15 protein-coding genes and 1 tRNA gene are annotated in these 19,985 nt (G+C 51.3%); 12 read left to right on the plus strand and 4 right to left on the minus strand.

Annotated features, from left to right (window positions below; genetic code table 11):
- Window positions 1-48: 48 nt before the first annotated feature.
- Window positions 49-1,779, minus strand: coding sequence for an agmatine deiminase family protein (locus BLP55_RS07645; protein WP_091141749.1), 1,731 nt, complete (start codon window positions 1,777-1,779; stop codon window positions 49-51).
- Between the two features lie 174 nt (window positions 1,780-1,953).
- Here BLP55_RS07645 and BLP55_RS07650 point away from each other — a divergent pair, with 174 nt between their 5' ends.
- A complete protein-coding gene (locus BLP55_RS07650) occupies window positions 1,954-2,352 on the plus strand; it encodes a response regulator (protein ID WP_091141750.1) in 399 nt (132 codons plus the stop codon).
- A gap of 292 nt (window positions 2,353-2,644) precedes the next feature.
- Here the strand turns inward: BLP55_RS07650 and BLP55_RS07655 are convergent.
- Window positions 2,645-2,717 (minus strand) — tRNA-Phe (locus BLP55_RS07655).
- 101 nt (window positions 2,718-2,818) lie between these two features.
- Here BLP55_RS07655 and BLP55_RS07660 point away from each other — a divergent pair.
- From BLP55_RS07660 to BLP55_RS07685, 6 genes are all read left to right on the plus strand, one after another.
- Window positions 2,819-3,544 carry a type III pantothenate kinase gene (locus tag BLP55_RS07660; protein WP_091141751.1) on the plus strand — a complete coding sequence of 242 codons (726 nt, stop codon included), beginning with the start codon at window positions 2,819-2,821 and terminating at the stop codon, window positions 3,542-3,544.
- Window positions 3,537-4,787, plus strand: coding sequence for a BamG family beta-barrel-assembly machinery protein (locus BLP55_RS07665; protein ID WP_091141752.1), 1,251 nt, complete (start codon window positions 3,537-3,539; stop codon window positions 4,785-4,787). The genes BLP55_RS07660 and BLP55_RS07665 overlap by 8 nt, the downstream gene beginning before the upstream one ends.
- A 1-nt stretch (window position 4,788) precedes the next feature.
- The gene (lptC, locus tag BLP55_RS07670) at window positions 4,789-5,337 is read left to right on the plus strand and encodes an LPS export ABC transporter periplasmic protein LptC (RefSeq protein ID WP_091141753.1); all 549 of its coding nucleotides are present in this window, start codon (window positions 4,789-4,791) and stop codon (window positions 5,335-5,337) included.
- Between the two features lies 1 nt (window position 5,338).
- Window positions 5,339-5,539 (plus strand): hypothetical protein, encoded by a 201-nt coding sequence (locus BLP55_RS07675; protein ID WP_091141754.1) that lies wholly within the window; start codon window positions 5,339-5,341, stop codon window positions 5,537-5,539.
- Between the two features lie 3 nt (window positions 5,540-5,542).
- The gene (locus tag BLP55_RS07680) at window positions 5,543-6,805 is read left to right on the plus strand and encodes a hemolysin family protein (protein ID WP_091141755.1); all 1,263 of its coding nucleotides are present in this window, start codon (window positions 5,543-5,545) and stop codon (window positions 6,803-6,805) included.
- Between the two features lie 98 nt (window positions 6,806-6,903).
- Window positions 6,904-9,003, plus strand: a complete 2,100-nt coding sequence (locus tag BLP55_RS07685; RefSeq protein WP_091141756.1) for a peptidylprolyl isomerase — start codon at window positions 6,904-6,906, stop codon at window positions 9,001-9,003.
- 294 nt (window positions 9,004-9,297) lie between these two features.
- Here BLP55_RS07685 and BLP55_RS07690 read toward each other — a convergent pair whose 3' ends face one another.
- Window positions 9,298-10,212, minus strand: coding sequence for a GYDIA family GHMP kinase (locus BLP55_RS07690; RefSeq protein WP_091141757.1), 915 nt, complete (start codon window positions 10,210-10,212; stop codon window positions 9,298-9,300).
- A gap of 3 nt (window positions 10,213-10,215) precedes the next feature.
- Window positions 10,216-11,535, minus strand: coding sequence for a hydroxymethylglutaryl-CoA reductase, degradative (locus tag BLP55_RS07695; RefSeq protein WP_091141758.1), 1,320 nt, complete (start codon window positions 11,533-11,535; stop codon window positions 10,216-10,218).
- A gap of 125 nt (window positions 11,536-11,660) precedes the next feature.
- Here BLP55_RS07695 and BLP55_RS07700 point away from each other — a divergent pair, with 125 nt between their 5' ends.
- From BLP55_RS07700 to BLP55_RS07720, 5 genes are all read left to right on the plus strand, one after another.
- Window positions 11,661-12,737 carry a PA0069 family radical SAM protein gene (locus tag BLP55_RS07700; protein ID WP_091141759.1) on the plus strand — a complete coding sequence of 359 codons (1,077 nt, stop codon included), beginning with the start codon at window positions 11,661-11,663 and terminating at the stop codon, window positions 12,735-12,737.
- A gap of 157 nt (window positions 12,738-12,894) precedes the next feature.
- Window positions 12,895-15,066, plus strand: a complete 2,172-nt coding sequence (locus BLP55_RS07705; RefSeq protein WP_091141806.1) for a S9 family peptidase — start codon at window positions 12,895-12,897, stop codon at window positions 15,064-15,066.
- 22 nt (window positions 15,067-15,088) lie between these two features.
- On the plus strand, window positions 15,089-16,780 hold the full coding sequence (locus BLP55_RS07710) for a peptide MFS transporter (RefSeq protein WP_091141760.1): 1,692 nt from the start codon (window positions 15,089-15,091) through the stop codon (window positions 16,778-16,780).
- A 10-nt stretch (window positions 16,781-16,790) separates the two neighbouring features.
- Complete coding sequence (locus BLP55_RS07715; RefSeq protein WP_091141761.1) at window positions 16,791-18,449, plus strand: peptide MFS transporter; 1,659 nt, start codon at window positions 16,791-16,793, stop codon at window positions 18,447-18,449.
- A gap of 1 nt (window position 18,450) precedes the next feature.
- On the plus strand, window positions 18,451-19,965 hold the full coding sequence (locus tag BLP55_RS07720; RefSeq protein ID WP_091141762.1) for a peptide MFS transporter: 1,515 nt from the start codon (window positions 18,451-18,453) through the stop codon (window positions 19,963-19,965).
- The last annotated feature ends 20 nt before the right edge of the window (window positions 19,966-19,985 follow it).

Here is a 19,985-nt window from a genome sequence, read left to right on the forward strand (position 1 = left end):
CCTAAAATTAGCGATTAAAAACAAAGCCTTTGGTGCGTTAAGAATAATTTATAGTTTGACCACCTTGCGCGTCACCTGGCCAAACGCGCCTTCGAACAGGACGAACAACGTGCCTTTCCAATCGCTTTGCAGTTCGAGCGTAAACAGTCCGTTGCCGTCGATCGATTGCCGTGAGAGCGTTTGCCCGAGCGTATTGGTGATGGTCACGTCTACCGCGCCGATTTGCCCGAAGTTGAAATTGACTTTGTCGCGCGCAGGATTCGGATACGGGCCGGCAATGTGCGTCGCGGCCCATGCCTCGGTCGAAAGCATCTGTACATCGATGGTCCAATAACCGGCGGGCGCGGGCAGGGGTCTTGTGAGCGTTTTGCCCGACATAGACGACGAACCGATATAATATTCTACATCTACGCCCGGGTTTGGGATCGGGATGTCGGCAGTCCATATGTCGTTGTCGAGCAAAATCATCGGTACCTCATTGAAGGCCGTGCTGCCCGTTTCGCGCCAAAACACCTTGCTCCAGGCAATGCCCGATTGGTGCTTGATCGTGGCGTTGATGGTCACGGTTTGGCCCGCATTGGCCTCGGCAATAGGCTGGTGTACGATCCAAAGCGGGTCGGCCACGCCAATGGTGTGCGTGATGCAGTGGATTGCGCCCAACAGGTTGATCAGGTTCTCGCCCGGGTTGTCTACGTCTATGCCCACCACATTGTAGCCCGGCATCAGTTGTTGGTACTTGGCCAGCGCGGCCGCGTCGACTTCGGGGCGGTACACGGGCACCAGAATCGATTTGTTGACGATGACCGAGTTGCTGTAGGTGCGGTAAGCGCCACCCGTATCGGGAAAGGCGCCGCCCGTACTCGGCGGGGCGTCGATCCATTCGATTTTGTAAGGCGTACCAAACGGCGACAGGAAGTTCGCGGTGACATAGTCGATGTTGGCCTCGATTTGCGGGCCATCGGCTACACCCGGCGGGTATTTGCTCACGAGTAGCGTTTGTTCGTCGAGCAGTTTCATGTGCATGTCGATGTGGTGGATTTCGTCGTATGGCAACGTCGGCATCTTGACATAGCGGGCAATGCCCATGTAGTCGAGCATGATCTGGTTTATTTGCGCTTCGGTTTTGGCCGATACGCCATAGGGGTTGCCCACGGCGTTTTCGTCGAGGATCAAATTCGATGCGAACGCGTTGCCCATCCCGTCGGACATGTAATTGCCGCCCGTGTTGACCAGGTCGTTCGTGCCCGAGTCGGTGATGTAGATCGGGATGCCCACCTGCGTGGCATGCGCCGAGGGCATGGCGTTGTCGTTGGGGCGCGGCCGGTTGTAGATCCAATCGGTGAGCGCGAGTTCGCCCACGTCGTTGGCATAGACCGTATTGCCCGCGTAGTCGCGGATCCAGATGCTGTCGGCGGGCGCATCCATAAAGATGACATTGGTGAGCGGTACGCTGTTGGCAGTCAGGTAATTGGCAACCGAAGCTTGGTTCTGCGTGGTGATGATGACCTTACATTCGGTGACGCCCACGGCCACAATCTGACGCAGGATGTTTTGGAATCCGGGCTGCCATGAAACGACCAGGTATTCGACTTCTTCCCATTCGGCGGCGGCACGTACGGCGGTTGTTGGCGGCGGGGTGAGCGCGGCATGCCGAAATGTGAATTGCGAAAGTTGCGCTTTTTCTACCGCGGTTAACCCGTGCGGCAAGAGCGATTGGGCCGATGCGCACGGAAAACCCAGTGTGCCGACCACCACGAGCGTAGCGAAAAAATGTTTCATAAAATTGCGATTGGTCTACGAATGTAAGCGTTTTATTTTGAAAGGAATACGGTTAATCTGAAAAACACAGCCGTTACTTTTTGTGTCAAAACCGTACTAATGTTGTAAGATTCTGCGTTTGTAATGTAAGGCAGCCGCTTTTGGGTTGCCGTATTTTTGTACAAATTAACGATTATGAAAGACCCCAAACTTTTATTCTACCTTGACGACGACCGCGACGACCTCACCTTTTTTAAGGACGCGGCCGCGCAATTGGGCCACTTGGTCACGACCTACACCAATGCCCCGGATTTGATGCTCGATTTGAACCTGGCCGCCGAAAAACCGCATGCCATATTTCTCGATGTGCACATGCCGCTTGTCAATGGCGAGGAGATTTTGGCCGTGCTCAAACAATCCAACGATTGGAAAAACATTCCGGTGGTGATGATTTCGGGGGCTTACCCGAAAAAATTGGTCAAGCAATACACCGATTCAGGGGCCGACTACCTGATGAAAAAGCGCTCCACCATGCCCGATTTGAAGACGGCCATCGACGAGGCGTTGCAATCGTTGCCGATGACGTCGGTATAACGCGATGCCCGCGTGAAGGATTGTAGTGTAAAGCCCGCAGCCCCGCAGGGGCGAGGACTTGAAACGGAAAGCCTGACGGCGCGCCGCCAGCGTCATTTCACGACCGATGTGGATTGCGCCGGCACGCCCAAAAACGAAATTTGTTCATCAGATTCCTTTGGATCTTAACGCATAAAAACAAAAAACCCGAAACGTAATCTGTGGTACCTCCAGCCCCGAAGTATCGGGGGAACCAGGGGCATGATAAAGTTAAGAAACAAAAAACCCGAAACAATTGCGTTTCGGGTTTTTGTGGTACCTCCAGGGATCGAACCAGGGACACATGGATTTTCAGTCCATTGCTCTACCATCTGAGCTAAGGTACCGTTGCTTTGATGCGGGTGCAAATATAGGATGATTTTTAATTTATCCAAAACAAAAATCAAAAAAAATCGTTTCGTAACTTCGCGCCGTAAAACCGTTGCTTATGCTATTGGCCATCGATGTGGGGAACACCAGAATCAAGTATGCTGTATTTGAACGCAATACTGTTTTGGAAGCTGCTTTTTTTGACAAAGATGCTTTGGTGCCTGCCGTCGAAAAAATTCTGAAAGCGCATGATGGAATTACCGATATTGTTGTGGCGTCGGTGGGCAGTTTGGGACGCGATGCCTTTGGGTTTGGCAAGAAACTGCATTTTGTGACGCACGAGGATCGTTTTCCTTTTGTCAATAAGTATGCGACGCCCGCCACGTTGGGTATCGACCGTATGGTGTTGGCGGCGGGCGCGGTGCTGCGTTTTCCCGGCCAAAACCGGCTGGTGATCGATGCCGGTACGGCCATCACCTATGATTTTGTCAACGACCGTAACGAATATCTGGGCGGGGCCATTGCGCCAGGCATCAGGTTGCGGTATACAGCGCTGAACAATTACACGGCCAAGCTGCCTTTGCTCGAGCGTACGGCGCCGCAGGATTTGATTGGCAATTCGACGGCCGAGTCGATCCATTCGGGCGTGGTGAACGGCGTGGTTTGCGAGATGGATGGCTTTATCGATCGGTACCGCGAGCGGCATCCAAACTTTATCATAATTTTAACTGGCGGTGACGCCGATTTTTTGGCCAGTAGATTAAAAAATACCATATTTGCCCATTCAAATTTTTTGCTCGAGAGCCTGAACCAAACCTTTCAATATCAAATCACAAATGGTTAAAAGATTTTTGTTGCCCCTATTCATCCTGTTTTCATTGGCCGCGCAGGCGCAACAGGGAACCGCTTCCCCGTATTCGTTTTTTGGTATCGGCGAGGTGAAATTCAAAGGGGCTGTCGAGAACAGGCTTATGGGAAGTGTTGCGGTATTTGGCGACAGTATCCACCTCAATCTGCAAAATCCGGCGTCTTATTCGACGCTTAAGCTGACTACATTTACCGTGGCCGGGAGCTTCAATTCGGGGCGTTATCATTCGTACCAAGGCAACGAGAAGGCGCAGCGTACCACGTTCGATTACCTGGCGGTGGGCCTGCCCGTGACCAAGAATATTGGCGTTTCGTTCGGGTTGGTGCCGTTCACTGCGGTGGGGTACAAGGTGCGCAACGAAGATACCGAAGGGCTCATCAGAAAATACAACGGTTCGGGCGGTGTCAACAAAGCCTATGTGGGATTCGCTTATAAGATCAATTCAAAATTTAATGTAGGGGCCGATTTGGGCTATCATTTTGGCGAGATCGAAACCAATGGCATCATCGCCAATCCGACATTTTTGCAATTCGGTACCAAAGAGACCAACAATACCGATCTTACCGGGCTCAGCGTGACGTTGGGTGCCATGTACAAAACCCGTATCAACAAAAAATACGACCTCTACGCCAGCGCGACCTATATGCCCGAGACGAGTTTGACGCTGCGCAACCAACGCATTTATGGACTTATCGAATATGTCGAGGATTACGATCCGGGGATTGTAGAGCAGCTCGATGCGGCCAACCAAAAACGTACACTCAAGTTGCCGTCGAAATTTTCGGTGGGCGCGGGCTTTGGACAGGAGCGCAAATGGCTTATCGGTACCGAGCTCACGTTGCAGCAAAGCAGCAATTTCGGCAACCGTTTTGCCGACATTTCCAACGCTACTTTCGAGAACGGGTTCCGTTACAGCGTGGGCGGCTACTACATCCCGAACTATGCGTCGTTTTCGAGCTATTTCAGCAAGATCGTGTACCGCGCCGGATTCCGTTATGAGAACACCGGGTTGGTCGTGAACAATCAGAAGATCAAGGATTATGCGGTGACAGGCGGTTTTGGATTTCCGCTCGGCGGCACGTTTTCGAACCTCAATGCGGGTGTCGAACTCGGGCGCAAGGGCACGGGTCTGGCCAATCTGGTCGAAGAAAACTACCTGAACGTGATCATCAGCTTGTCGCTCAACGACCAGTGGTTCGTCAAACGCCGATACGACTAACATGAACGCTTTGTTGCCATACCGGACGTGGCTGCTGGTGGTTTTTGCCGCCGCGCTCGTTTCGTGCGAGAGCAATTTCAAGGAAGTCCAGAAGATCAACTTTTCGGAATTCATGCCCAGCGGCGAGGCCACCGATTTCAACCTCAAATACACCGATTCGGGCCGTATCAAATCGATACTGGTAAGCCCGCTGATGCTCGATTATGCATCGGTCGAATTCCCGTTCACCGAATTTCCGAAAGGCGTAGACGTGACCATGTTCGACACCAAGGGCAAACGCACGTTCATCAAATCGAACTATGCCGTGACGTTCAAGGGCACCGACATCATCGACTTGCGCGACAAGGTGCGCATCAGTTCCGAGGCGGGGCAGTTGCTCGAAACCGAGCAGCTCTATTTTGACCAAAAGAACGAATGGTTTTTTACCGAAAAAAAGTTTAAATTTACAGACCCTAAAGGGGTTTCCTTTGGCGAGGGCATCGATTTCAGCAAAGATTTCAAGATCGTCAACTCGCAACGCATCAAAGGAACCATCGACGAAGCCGAATGATATGAGCTACTTAAAATTTACCCCCTACGTTTATTTGATCGCCGGATTGTATTTTATTTACCACGGCTTCACCGAATACCAGCAAGGTACCGCGCCATGGCTTAGTTTTGGCATCGCGGCGCTGGCCATTTTCATGTTTTTCTTCAGACTGCGTTTTGCGCGCAAATTCGAGCAACGCAAACGCGACCAGGAACAATCCTAGCCCATGCACCTCGGTATTATCATCACGTGTTTAATACTGGCGGCCTTTTTTTCGGGGATGGAGATCGCGTTCATTTCGGCCAATAAGATTTACCTCGAGATCGAGAAAAAACAGGACGGTTTTTTGTCGCGTATTTTGACGCGGCTCACGGCCGATCCGTCGCGGTTCATCGTGTCGATGCTCATCGGAAACACGATTGCGCTGGTGGTGTACGGTTTTTTTATGGGCGAACTCGTCGTGCGATGGCTGGCCGATTCGGGCTATCATTTTAGCGGTATCGTTCGTTTGTTGTTGCAGATTTTGGCGGCCACGGTTGTGGTTTTGCTCACCTCGGAATTCATCCCCAAAGTACTGTTCCAGATTTACGCCAACAGCCTGATCAAGTTTTTTGCGCTGCCGGCCTATTTGTTCCACTGGCTTTTTTCGTATGTGTCGCGGCTTTCGCTTTGGGTGTCCAACCGCATCCTGCGCGTGTTTTTTAAGACCGAAGGCGACAAGATCCCGTTGTTTTTCAGCAAGGCCGAACTCGGCAATTACATCACCGAACAAATGAGTACCGTAGAGGACCACGAAGAAGTCGATTCGGAAATCCAGATTTTCCAGAACGCGCTCGAGTTTTCGGGCGTCAAGGCACGCGACATCATGACGCCGCGCACCGAGATTTCGGCCGTGGAAATTTACGATTCGGTAGCCGAACTGCGCGAAATGTTTATCGAGACGGGGTATTCCAAAATCCTGGTCTACCAAAACTCGCTCGACGATATTTTGGGCTACGTCCATTCGTTCGATTTGTTCAAGAAACCGCGCACGATCAAATCGGTCATGATTCCGGTCGAATTTGTGCCCGAGACGATTTTTATCAAAGACACGCTCGAACTGCTGACCAAAAAACGCAAAAGCGTGGCCATCGTGCTCGACGAATACGGCGGCACGGCGGGCATGGTGACGGTCGAAGACATTGTCGAGGAGCTTTTTGGCGAAATCGAGGACGAACACGACGCCGTCGAGGAGGAGCTGACCGAACAGGAGCTAGGGCCCAATGTGTGGCTGTTTTCGACAAGGCTCGATGTGGAGTATTTGAACGAGACCTACAAGCTCGAAATCCCAGAAGACGATTCCTACAGTACGCTGGGCGGATTCATCGTATTCCACACCAAGGAAATTCCGCAAAAAGGCGAAGAAATTGCGGTCGAAAACTTCCATTTTTCGATAGCCGAAGCGACCAATAAAAAGATCGAATTGGTCAAAATGACGCGCCGCGATTGATTTTTTTATTTTTCTCGCAAAATAAAACGTTAGCGTTGTTATTATTAAATAGATAATTGTATTTTCGCAAACTGAAATAAAAAATAACAAGAATAAAAATGGCAGTTTTATCAAAAATCAGACAGCGTTCGGTACTCCTTATTTTGATCATCGGATTCTGTTTATTTGCGTTCATCATCGGCGATTTGTTCCAGAGCGGCAACTTCAACACTTTGTCTAAAGACATCGGAAGCGTGAACGGCAAGGACATCACGTTCGAGGAATTCCGCATGAAAGTGAGCAATGTAGAGAAAAGCGGACAACAAGGCATGACCCCTACCATGGCGGTAAACCGCGTGTGGGACCAGGAAGTCGCGATCGCGTTGCTTACGGCCGAGTTCGAAAAATTGGGCATCCGCGTGGGCGAGGCGCAAATCCTCGAAGCGATGAAAACCAACCCGAACATCGGACAAAACCCAATGTTCCAAAACGAAGCCGGCCAGTTCGATCTTGCCAAATTCAAGGAATACTTCAAGTCGAACCCAGAGCAGGCGTCGTTCATCAAGGACGCCGAGAAAGATGCGGCACTCAACGCACAATATTCGATCTACAACACACTCGTCAAAGCGGGTATGTACACCACCGACACCGAGGGTAAACTAAAATACCAGATGGAAGCCGACAAAGTGAGCTTCGATTACGTGGCCGTGTTGTATTCGACCATCAAGGACAGCGACGTCAAGGTAACCGATGAGGAAATCGTTGCCTACATGAAAAAGAACGAGAAAAAATACAAGGCCGATGCCAACCGCGACGTCGAGTATGTTTTGGTAGAGGAAAAAGCGTCGACCGAAGACGAAAACGAAGTCAAGAACACCGTCAACGGCTTGCTCAATTCGCGCGTGGTGTACAACAAAGAAACCGGCAAGAACGATACGTTGCCAGGGTTCAAGGGTACGGCCAACACGATTGCGTTTGTCAACGACAATTCAGACATCCCTTATGATTCGACCTATGTAGACAAGAAGTCGCTTCCTGCCGAGCACGCCGAAGCGTTGTTCAACTTGCCTGCAGGCGAAATCTACGGGCCCTATATGCGCGGGCCATACTACTGCATCTCTAAATCGATGGGTAGAAAAGCGGGTGCCAACGCCAAGGCGAGCCACATCCTGATCAGCTACGAAGGTACGCAGGTGCCGAACAAAAAAGAAAAGAGAACCAAGGAAGAGGCCAAGGCCAAAGCCGAAAGCTTGCTCGCGCAGGTCAAGGCCAATCCGGGCATGTTCCTGATGCTTGCCATCACCAACTCCGACGATTCATCGGCGCAACAAGGCGGCGACTTGGGTTACTTTAGCCAAGGCCAGATGGTCAAGCCGTTCAACGATTTCGTGTTCAACAACCCGATCGGGTCGATCGGTTTGGTCGAGACCGATTTTGGTTTCCACGTCATCAACGTGACCGACAAGCAAGACGCCGTACGTTTGGCGACCATCGCGCAAAAAATCGAGCCGTCTGAAGCAACCACCGACAAGGTCTACACCAAGGCCGTTAAATTCGAAATGGATGCGCAAGGCAAGGATTTCGCGGCAACCGCCAAGGCGCAAGGACTTACGGTGAACCCGTCGGTACGTGTCAAGCAAATGGACGAGATGTTCGGAGCGGTAGGCCAACAGCGCCAAATCGTACGTTGGGCATTCGACAAAGAAACCAACGTAGGCGATGTAAAGCGTTTTGAAATCGCCAACATGGGCCACGTGATTGCACGTTTGAAAAAAGTCAACGAAGAAGGCTTGACACCGGTAGAAGACGCGCGTCCGATGCTCGAAATGAAACTCAAGAACCAGAAGAAAGCCGAGTTGATCAAGGCCAAAATGAAAGGCGCTTCGCTCGAGGCGATCGCTACGGCTGCCGGATCGACCGTCCAGCAAGCTGCCGATTTGACCATCGACAACGCCAACATTCCGAACGCAGGTCCTGAGAAAAAGGTCGTAGGTACGGCGTTTGCGGTAGGCGCGAACAAAGTGTCGGCCCCAATCGAAGGCAATTCAGGTGTATTTGTGGTCAAGCCGACTGCTGTTACCAAAGCCCCGGCGATTACAGACTACAAAGACTATACGGCCAAAGTAAAGGCCCAGGTCAATGGCTATTCAGGCCGTGTGATTCCTGCGCTCAAGGCAGAAGCCGACATCGTCGACAGAAGAGCAGAATTCCAATACTAATTGGTGCATCATAAAAAGAAAATCCCGATTCGTTCGGGATTTTTTTTTTGCGGTAGTATGGCGTCGAAAGTAAAATGTACAGTTTTTCTGTAGCAGATTGTTCTGTAGAAATGATATCTTGCTTCTAGGGAAGGGGGGCATGAAGGTTTATCCCAACGAAAATAAAACTTACCGGCGTTACAGACCCGAGCCCGGAGGGCGAACTGTACGAAGTAAAAATCTGTACATTTTGTTAAAATTCTCAAGGGCGGCGTGACGTCCAAGTCATATTCCCAAATGTGCGAAGGATTTGTTTTATTGTTTTTGCACCACCATCTCATCAAACCCGATGACGGTGTCGTAGCCCTTGGATTGGAAGTAAGCCGTCGGGTCTTTTGTCGAAACGGCCAGCACAAAATCGCCACCCCATGCGCCAAGGCTTTTGACCGTGCCGTTAAAATCGGGAAAAAATTGTTGTTTGGCGGTTGGCGTTTCGAGGATTGGCGCCAACAAGGATTCATAGGCGTCGAGTTGTGCCGCAAACCCTTTGGCATCGGTCGTTTTTAGGATGGCGTCGGCGATTGCGTTGGCCCGAAGCACCGCATCGCCCAAATTCGTCTTTTTATTCCGGTAGTTCGCAATGGCCGTCTTGCTGTTTTGCTTTTTGTTGAGGTACACAAAATACAAGCTGTTTGAAAACGATGGATGAAAGTCGATGGTTTTTACCACAGGTTTTGCGTCGGTTCGTTGGAAAATCACGGCGCTGTCGTGCTGTGCACACGCGATGTCGTAGCCGCTGCCGCCAAAACTTTTCCAAAGCAATTCATAGGCATCTACCTGAGCCCATTGCGCAATGTTGTTGACCAGCGTAGACGACGTGCCCAAGCCCCAACTGCGCGGAAACGTCAAATGGGTCGTCACCAAAAAACCTTCGGATGCCAAAAAGTTAGGATTCATTTGTACGGCGGCATGTAAAATGTCGACGAGCGTGTCGGCCACGGCCGTTCCTGTGTGACGGTTCTCGCGAATGTCTTCGAGCAAAACCTCGGTTTCGAACCAAACGGTGCCGTCGGCGTCGAAACTCGTCCAGCGGATTGTTTTCGTGTCGTTTGGTTCGGCCACGAGGTCTTGTCCAAATTTAGTCGGCAATGCAAACGCCTTGGCACCGTCGAGCACCAGGTATTCGCCGGTGATGAACAGTTTGCCGTTGCTGTAAAACCTTTGCTTCATGGGTTAGCGTTTGCGCAAAGATTCGATGAAATTGACCGCCGCCGAGTGCGACACCGCGTGGTTTTTGAAGTGTTTCTTGACCTGTGCGCGCTCTTCGTCGTTGGCTTCGAACTGGTTCAGGATGTTGTTGAGGTGCATTTTCATGTGTCCTTCCTGGATGCCAGTGGTGGTCAGCGAACGCAACGCGGCAAAGTTCTGCGCGAGTCCTACCGATGCAACCACCTGCATCAATTCATGCGCCGAAGGTTTTTCGAGCATCTGGAGCGCCATTTTCACCAGCGGATGCAACGACGTGAGTCCGCCCACGGTACCCAAGGCCAATGGAACTTCGAGCCAAAACCTAAAGATCCCGTCCTCGACCGACGCATGCGAAAGGCTGGCATACTGCCCGTCTTTGGAAGCATACGCATGGGCCGCCGCTTCTATCGCGCGAAAATCGTTGCCGGTGGCCAACACGACGGCATCGATACCGTTCATGATGCCTTTGTTGTGCGTGACGGCGCGGAACGGCTCGACTTCGGCGATGCGTACTGCCTGCACGAATTTCTCGGCGAATGCCTTGGGATTGTCGATGTTTTTGTCGGCCAGTTCGTCGACGGCGCACGACACTTCGGCCCTGACCACGCAATTCGGGACATAATTCGACAATATGCTCATGACCACACGCAGGTTTTTTTCTTCTTTCGAAAAAACGTCGTGCGATTCGGCTTCACGTACGAGGGTTTGCGCGAATTGTTCCAGGCACGAATTGATGAAGTTGGCGCCCATCGAATCCTTGGTCTCGAACGTGGCGTGCAGTTGAAAATAGCCCGGCATGAGCGCGGTTTTGTTGCGCAGTTCGATGTTGGTGATTCCGCCACCGCGCGCGCGCATGTTTTTGGTCAGTTGTTCGGTATCGGTAAAAAACTGCGGTTTGATTTGCTCGAAGAAACGCTCGAGTTTGTGCACTTCGCCGTTGAACGTAAAATGTACTTGTCCGATTTTTTGCGTGCCGAGGATGGTGGTCTTGAAACCGCCGCGCGTAGCCCAGAATTTGGCCGATTTGCTCGCCGCGGCCACCACCGAACTTTCCTCGATGGCCATCGGGACGGTGTAGTTTTTCCCGTTGATCAGGAAGTTGGGCGCGATGCCAAACGGAAGGTAAAAATTCGTGATCGTGTTTTCGATGAATTCGTCGTGGAGCTTTTGCAACGCCTCGTCCGAATTCCAGTAGCTTTTGATGCGCGCGACGGCTTCTTGCGGGTTCGAAAAATAAGTGTTCGCGATCCAATCGATTTTCTCGTCCTTGGACCATTTCGAAAATCCGGCAACGGCAGTATCCATCTTCAATACGGGTTAAATGAACCGCAAAGATAACTTTTTGCATCGGTAAAACTTATCAACAATGGGGCGATTTTTAACAACGGGATTTTCTTTTTGACGACGGTATAAAATAATTTTCGGCCACCATGAACCAAGAGCATCCATTCCGCAAAGGACGCGGCGCGCAAATCAACGTGCCCAATCGGTTTTTTGCCCATTCGCAGGAAACGCTCGACGATTTTTTGAACTATTGTGCGCTCGAAGGCGACGATCCAGACGACAACAAAACGCAATTCCTCGAAGTGTTTCCCAAAACCATCGTCAACAAGGTAGACAGTCCCGATGTGGGCATGGGTTACTCGATGAATGTATACCAGGGTTGCGAACACGGGTGTATTTATTGCTACGCGCGAAATTCGCACGAGTACTGGGGCTACAGCGCGGGGCTCGATTTTGAACGCAGGATCCTGGTCAAGAAAAACGCGCCGCAATTGCTCGAAGAAAAACTCAAAAGCAAAAACTGGACGGCGCATCCCATCGTCATGTCGGGCAACACCGATTGCTATCAGCCTGCCGAACGCCAATTCCAAATCACGCGGCAATGCCTTGAAATCTTTCTCAAGTACAAACACCCCGTGGGCATCATCACCAAGAACGCCTTGGTCTTGCGCGATTTGGATTTGCTCAAGACACTCGCCAAAGAGAATCTGGTGGGCGTAAACGTTTCGATCACATCGACCAACGAAAGGACACGGCTGCTGCTCGAACCGCGCACCGCCACGATACACAAAAGGTTAGAGGCCGTGCGGATTTTGTCTGAAAACGGTATTCCGGTCAATGTCATGCTCGCGCCCATCATCCCCGGAATCAACAGCCACGAGATCCTGCCTTTGGCCAAGGCTGCCGCCGATGCGGGTGCGTTGTCGATTGCGCATACCGTCGTGCGGCTCAACGGCGCCATTGGCGAGATTTTTACCGATTGGATCCAAAAGGCGATGCCCGATCGGGCCGACAAAGTGCTCAACCAAATCAAGGCGTGCCACGGCGGGTCGCTCAACGACAGCCAGTGGGGGCAACGCATGCGCGGCGAGGGCGAGTTCGCGCAAATGATCAAATCGCAAATGAATTTGGCCAAAAAGAAGTTTTTTGCGGGACGGTCTTTTCCGGTGCTCAACACCAATTTGCATGCGCCTTGTAAGGACGGACAACTTCGTTTGTTTTAAATGGTGTCGGTTCGCGACCGAATGGGCCGCGCCGCGGTTGTAACAATTTGCGCGATGCGCGTCCAATGGCTGCGCCCGATTGCATTTAACAGCAAAAAACGGTGCTATTCCAAAAATTTTCACTAAAATTGACACCTATTATTTTATGAAAGCATTTATGACTCCGAACAAGCTTGCCGCGCTCTTGTGTTTTGTGTGTTTATCGTTGGCCGCCCAACCCAAAATCACGGTCGAAGACATCTACACCGGCGCGTTCAAGACCAAGGGAATGGACGAGCTCCAGTCGATGAAAAACACCAACCAGTACACGGTGCTCAACTACGACAGGGCTTCGCGCAGCATGCAGATCGATTTGTTCGATTTTGCGACACTCAAGAAAGTGGCGACGCTCGTAGATTCCAAAGCATTCAAACCGCTGGCCGATGGGATCGACAGCTATACCTTTTCGCCCGACGAGAAGATGATCCTGATCGCCAACAATTCGAGTCCTATTTTCCGCCATTCGTTTACGGCCAATTATGTGCTGTTCGACTTGAACACCAAAGAAGCCACGACATTGTTCGATTTTGCGGTGCAGGAACCCACGTTTTCGCCCGACGGCAAAAAGATCGCCTACGCCAAGGACAACAATTTGTACGTGTACGATATCGCTTCGAAGAAAACGCAGCAAATCACGAGCGATGGTAAAAAGAACAGCATCATCAACGGCATCACCGACTGGGTGTATGAAGAGGAATTCGCGTTCGTGCGCGCCTACGACTGGAGCGCCGACGGGAGCAAGATCGCCTTTATCCGCTTTGACGAAACCCAAGTACCCGAGTTCACGATGAACGTGTTCCACAAGGATTTGTATCCGAAAAACGAAACGTTCAAGTATCCGAAAGCGGGCGAGAAGAATTCAGATGTTTCGCTCAAGATTTACGACGTCAAATCGAATACCACCAAGAACATCGCGTTGGGCAATTACAAGGATTTTTACATCCCGCGTCTCAAATGGACCAGCGATGCCAATGTGCTCAGCGTACAGGTGTTGAACCGCCACCAGGACAACCTCGATTTGGTTTTTGTTGACGGGAATTCGGGCGCGGCCAAAGTGATCCTCAACGAAAAGGACAACGCCTACGTAGACATCACCGACAACCTCACGTTTTTGAAAGACAACAGTTTTATCTGGACCAGCGAAAAGGACGGTTTCAACCACATTTATGTGTACGACAAGAACGGCAAGCTCAAGAACCAGGTCACCAAAGGGCCTTGGGAAGTGACGGCCTACTACGGTTTTGACGAAAAAAACAAGACGATTTTTTACCAATCGGTCGAGAACGGATCGATTAACCGCGACATTTACCGCATCGGCCTGGACGGCAAGAACAAAGTGCGCCTGTCTTCGCAAACCGGCACCAACGACGCGACGTTCAGCCCGAATTTCGATTTGTATGTCTGCAAATTTTCGAGCGCGACCACGCCTACGGTGTTCACGTTGAACAGCGCCAAGGACGGCAAGCAAGTCCAGTCGATTGTCGACAACCAAGCGCTGGCCGACAAACTCAAGAACTACAACCTGGGCAGCAAGGAATTTTTTGTCCTCAAGACCGAAAAAGGGCACGAACTCAACGCCTGGATCTTAAAGCCAAAAGATTTCGACCCGAAGAAAAAATACCCGGTGTTCATGTACCAGTATTCTGGACCGGGCTCGCAACAGGTGAACAACGACTGGAACAACGCCGACGATTATTGGTTCCAAAGCCTTGCGCAACAAGGGTATCTCGTGGCCTGCGTCGATGGTCGCGGAACGGGGTTCAAGGGTGCGGCGTTCAAGAAATGCACGCAAAAGCAGTTGGGCAAGTACGAAGTCGAAGACCAGATCGACGCGGCCAAAGTCATCGGCAACTATCCGTATGTCGACAAATCGCGTATCGGTATCTTTGGTTGGAGCTACGGCGGGTTCATGTCGTCGAATTGTTTGTTCAAAGGCAACGACGTGTTCAAGATGGCCATTGCGGTGGCGCCTGTGACCAACTGGCGTTTCTACGATTCGGTGTACACCGAGCGCTACATGCAGACGCCGCAGGAAAACGCGTCGGGGTATGACGACAATTCGCCCATCAACCACGTCGACAAACTCAAAGGAAAATTTTTGCTGATCCACGGATCGGGCGACGACAACGTGCACATGCAAAACACCATGCAAATGATGGAAGCGCTCATCCAGGCCAACAAACAGTTCGATTCGCAAATCTACCCCGACAAAAACCACGGCATCTATGGCGGCAAGACACGTATCCAGCTCTACAACAAGATGACGAACTTTATCAAAGACAACCTATAACCAAAACTAAATCCTAAACAAAATGACAGAAACTCAGGCAAAAACAGCACACCCTAAAGGGCTTTGGGTACTATTCGGTACCGAAATGTGGGAACGATTCAACTTTTACGGCATGCGTGCCCTCTTGACGTTGTTTATGGTCAACGCCCTGCTCATGAAAGAAGCCGACGCTTCGCTCATTTACGGGGGATTCCTCGGGCTGTGTTACCTGACGCCGCTACTCGGCGGATTCATTTCGGATCGTTTCTTTGGCAACCGCAACTGTATCTTGCTCGGCGGGGCCATGATGGCCATCGGCCAATTGTTGCTTTTTTTCAGCGGCAGCGTGTTCCCGACCAACCTGAGCTTGGCCAATACACTGATGTGGACGGCCTTGTTCATCATCATCTTCGGCAACGGCTTCTTCAAGCCAAACATCTCGTCGATGGTGGGCAGCTTGTACCCAAAACAGGAAAAAACCAAACTCGATACTGCCTTTACGATTTTCTACATGGGCATCAACATCGGCGCGTTCCTCGGTCAGTTCATCTGTCCGATCTTGGGCGATGTCAAGGACGCGGGCGGTGTACGCGACGTACACGCGTTCAAATGGGGCTTTTTGGCCGCGGCCATCGCGATGATGGTGGGAACCCTGACGTTCTATGTCCTCAAAAATAAATATGTCGTGACGCCAGAGGGCAAGCCGATTGGCGGACTGCCGTCTAAGAACGAAGCCGAAGACTACGAAGAAGGCGAGGCGCAAAAAGCACATTTTACGACCGCTTCTTTGGTGGGTGCGGTGATCGCATTCATCGGATTGTTCTTTGCGATCCGCTTTTTTACCGATGGCGACAATGTGGTCAAGACCGTCATTTATCCGATGATTTACGCGAGTGGTATCACGTTGGCAGGTTTGATTTTGTCCGACAAAACGTTGACAAAAATCGAGACGCAGCGCATCTGGGTGATCTACATCATGTCGTTTTTCATCATCTTTTTCTGGGCGGCTTTCGAACAGGCGGGTTCCTCGCTGACGTTCATCGCCGACAACCAAACCGACCGTAATTTCTTTGGCTGGAACATGCCGGCTTCGATGGTGCAAATCTTCAATGGATTGTTTGTAGTGATGTTTGCCGTGCCGTTCTCGATCCTGTGGGATAAACTGCGCGCAGCGGGCAAGGAACCGATCTCGACTATGAAACAGTCGTTCGGACTCGCGCTCATCGCATTGAGTTACTTTATTATCGCGCACAACGTAAAAGATTTGGGCAACACCGGATTGCTCGCGATTTACTGGTTGGTTTTGCTGTATTTGATCCAAACGTTTGGCGAATTGTGTTTGTCGCCTATCGGACTTTCGCTCGTCGGGAAGTTGTCGCCCAAGCGTTTTGCGTCGCTGGCCTATGGCGTGTTCTTTATTTCGAACGCGGCGGGTTATGCGCTTTCGGGAACGCTCGGATCGATCTTACCTGCAACGGGCGATAAGTTTGCGAAAGCCAAGGAACTCGGTATCGATCTGCAACCCATCCTCGACAAAACTGTGACGCCAACCGCCGAACAACTCCAGTTGCTCGAGGCCAACCAGATCAGCGCGGCCAACCCGATGTTCGCCGGTTTCGAGATCCACAACCTGTACGAATTCTTTATGGTGTTTGTGGTGCTTTGTGGTATCGCATCGGTCATCTTGTTCCTGCTCACGCCGGTACTCAAAAAAATGATGCACGGCGTGCGCTAATCCAAAGCCTATGTGGAGCAAACACCCTAAAGCATTGCCGTACCTGTTCCTGTCTGAAATGTGGGAACGCTTCGGCTACTATTTGATGATTGGCATCTTTACGTTGTACCTGAAAGATGTCGAGGCCGGTTTTGCGATGACCGAAAAAGAGGCGTCCGATTTGTACGGTACGTTCATCGCGCTGGTATTCCTGACGCCGTTCATTGGAGGATTGGTCGCCGACCGTTACTTTGGCTACCGCAAATCGATCATCATCGGTGGATTGCTGATGGGGGCCGGGTATTTCCTGATGGGCGTCCATTCGGTGACCATGTTGTATGTGGCGATGACACTCGTGATCGTCGGCAACGGATTTTTTAAGCCCAACATTTCGACATTGCTCGGCAATTTCTATTCGAACGACCAATACCGCGACAAAAAGGACGAAGGCTACAACATTTTTTACATGGGCATCAACGTGGGTGCGTTCATCTGCAACTTCTTTGGCGCCGCGCTGCAAATCATGCTTGGTTGGCAGTATGCGTTCATGGCCGCGGGTGTGGGCATGTTCATCGGTGTGATTGTGTTCATGCTCGGTACGAAACACTACGCGGGTTACGACCAAAAGAAAGGCACGCAACCGGGCGACATGCCGTTTTACAAAATCGTGTTGTTCATTTTGGTGCCGTCGGTTGTGTTTGGCGTCATCGGCTGGCTCCTCAAGGGCGTGGCTTCGGCCAGCAATCCCGACAGCTACATTTTTGGATCCGACAGTACCGATGCGTTCATCTTTGCGTGTATTCCGGTCATCTTTTTTTACACCAGTTTGTATGTCAAGGCCAAGGCCGATGAAAAACGTCCGATTGGGGCGTTGCTCGCGATATTCGGGGTGGTCATCCTGTTTTGGGCGGTGTTCAAGCTCAACGGATCGGCGCTCACCACGTGGGCCGACCGCTATACCGACCGCGAGGTGACGGGCACCACCGAAAGCGCGTTCTCGTCGCTTAAACTGGCCAAGGAAGTCGAGTTCAAGAAAGATTCGGTCGAATTGTACGACGACCAGTTCCGTTTGCAAAAACAAGACGGCGTGGTGCAAAAAGAAGTCAATTATCCGCTGTATTTTAGAAATGTCAAGCCCGAAGAAAAACCATCCGAAGGCGCCAAGGTTTCGTTGTGGGCCACCAATTTGAGCCAATCGATCAACCCCGGCTGGGTCATCATCCTGACACCGCTGGTCGTGGCGTTTTTTACCTATTTGCGCAGCCGCGGCAAAGAACCGTCGACGCCCACCAAAATTGCGTTCGGCCTGCTCATCTCGGCCTTGTCTGTGCTCGTGATGGTGGCCGCGGTCAAGATCGGCGCCAACGGTACCGAAAAAGTCAGCGTGTGGTGGCTCGTGGCCAATTACGGCATCATCACCATCGGCGAATTGTTCCTGAGTCCGATGGGGCTTTCGATCGTATCGAAGCTCAGCCCTACCAACATCACGTCGCTCATGATGGGCGGCTGGTTCTTGTCGACCTCGATCGGCAACAAGCTCAGCGGCGTATTGGCCAGCATGTGGGACAGTTACGAAGACAAAAGCCACTTTTTTTGGGTCAATTTCGGACTACTCATGTTTGCGACGCTTTTGATGTTCGCATTGCTCAAACAACTCAACAAAGTCATGGCCGAAAAAGGCATCAAATAATATGGACAGAATACCTATAGACCTCGCGCACATCCAGGATTTCAAAGGAAAATACCCCAAGCAGTTGTGGTATTTGTTCTTCAGCGAAATGTGGGAGCGCTTTTGTTTTTACGGCATGCGCGGGATGCTGGTCGTGTTCATGGTGAGCCAGCTCGGCATGAACGAAAAAGTGGCCAACCTGCAATACGGCGCCACCCAGGCCTGGGTGTATGCCTTTACGTTTATCGGCGGGTTGTTTGCAGACAAAATCCTCGGGCTTCGCAAATCGCTGTTTTGGGGCGGGATGCTCATGATTGTGGGCAGCATCATCTTGTCGATCGATCCCAAGAATTTCTTTTTTATCGGTATCGGTTTTACGATCATCGGGACGGGATTTTTCAAACCCAATATTTCTTCGATGGTGGGCCAGTTGTACAAAGACGGCGATCCGCGTCGCGATGCGGGCTTTTCGTTCTTTTACATGGGCGTCAATCTGGGCGCGCTCATCGGCGGTTACATTTGCATCGCCGTGGCTGAGGGGTCGTTGTGGCAGTCACTCGTTCCCGAACACCTGCGCTGGAACGTAGGCTTCGGTTTTGCGGCCGTCGTGATGGTCATCAGCTTGCTCACGTTTACGCAGACACAAAAATCATTGGGCCCCATCGGGCTCACGCCGTTGCCGCATTTGGAATTGAACCAAAGACGCACGCGCGAAATCGCGACCTATGTCGGGTCGTTGGTGCTTGTCCCGATTATCATCGCCATGGTCGCCAACACCGAATACACCAGCTATTTTATGATGGTCATTGGCCCCGCGTCGATTTTGTACCTGTTTTATGAGATGAAGAGTTTTACCGCAGTCGAGAACAAGAAGTTGCTCGCGGCGCTGGTGTTCATCGTCTTTTCGATCTTTTTTTGGGCGTTTTTCGAACAAAGTGGCGGGTCGCTCAGTTTGTTCGCGGCCAACAACCTGAACAATGAAGTGCTCGGGATTGCGCTAAGCCCGAACGGGGTAAACAATTCGGCCAATTCGTTTTTCGTGATCGGATTCGCCGCGCTCGTCGGACTGGTGTGGCTCTGGATGGCCAAGCGCAACATCGAACCGAACACGGTGGTCAAATTCGGACTCGGGTTTTTGTTTCTCGCGGGCGGTTTCTGGATTTTCTATTACACCAAGTTTTTCGCCAACGAACAAGGCATCACGTCGCTTGGTATCTTTACGCTCGGGTGGTTTGTGATTACGTTTGGTGAATTGTGTCTGTCGCCCATCGGGATGTCGGCCATGACCAAACTTTCGCCGCAAAAAACGCAGGCCGTGATCATGGGGATGTGGTTTTTGGCATCGGCCTACGGACAGTATTTTGCGGGCTTACTCGGCGCCAACATTGCCGAAGCTTCCGAAAATGCCACCAATGCCGAAAAGTTAAACGTATATGCCGACGGTTATTATCAGCTCGCTTTGTATGCGTTAATTGCGGGAATTGTTTTAATTTTGATTTCGCCGCTCGTCAAAAAGTTGATGCAGGACGTTAAATAATGCCATCTGGCCAAAAAGTA

Source organism: Flavobacterium caeni (genome assembly GCF_900101895.1).
Classification (GTDB): domain Bacteria; phylum Bacteroidota; class Bacteroidia; order Flavobacteriales; family Flavobacteriaceae; genus Flavobacterium; species Flavobacterium caeni.